Raw genomic sequence first — 1,567 nt, forward strand, 5'->3', positions numbered from 1 at the left:
GGAAGCCCAACCCGCTGCTGGGCCGCCGCATACAACCCAGCACGCGAGGCCAGCCGCAGCACCGGCACCAGACCAGCACACGACACCAAATTCGGTTCATCGAATGTCGCTGACACCGCCGTAGCGGCTTGAGGTCATAGGGTGAGCGCACCACCGGAAATGATACCCTATTGCCCGCCCGGTCGGCAACCAGAAGGAGCCATGGTCAGTGCAGGGTACGGAAATCGTTGCCGATGAACGGGAAAGTATCTCTCGGGAGCTTGCCGCCGGCCGTTCCTTTCGGTCGATCGGGCGACTGCTGAAGCGGGACCATACCGTGATATCACGTGAGGTTAATCGGAATGGTGGCCGATCGTCGTACCGGGCTATACCCGCTCAGCGGCAAGCTGACGAGAACCGTGCGCGCCCGAAACCGCGACTATTGGAGGAGAACGCGGCGTTGCATGACGCGGTGAACTCCGGGTTGGAGCAGAAGTGGTCGCCCAAGCAGATCAGCAGGCGGTTGCGCGAGGACTTTCCCGAAGACGACACTATGCGGGTGTCGCACGAGACGATTTACGAGTCCCTGTACCTGCAGGCCCGAGGTGAGTTGCGTACCCAGCTCAAGATCGCCCTGCGGCAGGGCCGCACGCGCCGGGTCAGCAGGTCACGGGCAACCGTGACCAGGGGAAAGATCCGAGATATGATCAATATCAGCGAGCGTCCCGTCGAGGCCGAGGATCGCGCGGTTCCCGGATTTTGGGAGGGAGATCTGATCATTGGCAAAGGCGGCAAGTCGCAGATCGCCACCCTCGTCGAGCGTACCAGCCGATTTACCATGCTCGTGAGGATTCCCTACGATCGGACCGCCCAGCGCGTCTCGGTCCTCGTGGCGCAGAAAATGGAACACCTCCCCGCATTCCTCCGCAACAGCGTGACCTGGGACCAGGGCAAAGAGATGGCCGACCACGCGAATTTCACCATCAAGAGCGGAATCGACGTCTATTTCTGTGATCCGCACTCACCCTGGCAACGGGGCACCAACGAGAACACCAACGGGCTCCTGCGTCAATACTTCCCCAAAGGGACCGACCTGTCAAGTTACACACAGTCCGACCTCGACGCCGTCGCCGACGAACTCAACAACCGCCCACGACAGACACTCAACTGGAAGAAACCCACCGAAGTCCTCAACAAATTCCTTGTCGAGACTGGTTGAAGCTGGTGGGGCGTTCACTGCTTGACACCAAGCTATCCATCTTCCGGTATGCCAGAAGATGGATAGGCGTATTCACCCAACTCATAGCCCCAGTACACCCCGCTTCCGATAACTCCCCGATCAAGAGCGATGGCGACTGGTTAGACTCGCCCGGAATCAGTACGGATCGAAGGGGACATCGTGGGATCGCGACCGGCACGGCACCGCTACTGCCGCTGCGGCACGCATTTAGCTGCCGACAACCCGGGGCGCCAGTGCGCCCGCTGCCAGCAGGCATCGCGCGACAAGTTCGTCACCCCGCCCGAGGTCCCTGCCGAGTACTGGGAGACCGAGCAGTTCGCGGAAGCTTTCACCGCTCAGCACATCGGG

At 61.1% G+C, this 1,567-nt stretch carries 1 protein-coding gene; it reads left to right on the top strand.

Annotated features, from left to right (window positions below):
- The first annotated feature begins 208 nt into the window (after positions 1 to 208).
- Positions 209 to 1,198 carry an IS30 family transposase gene (locus ACRESJ_RS18845; protein ID WP_431759235.1) on the top strand — a complete coding sequence of 330 codons (990 nt, stop codon included), beginning with the start codon at positions 209 to 211 and terminating at the stop codon, positions 1,196 to 1,198.
- The last annotated feature ends 369 nt before the right edge of the window (positions 1,199 to 1,567 follow it).

Source organism: Pseudomonas sp. (assembly GCF_050739655.1).
In the GTDB taxonomy this organism is placed as follows: Bacteria; Pseudomonadota; Gammaproteobacteria; order Pseudomonadales; family Pseudomonadaceae; genus Aquipseudomonas.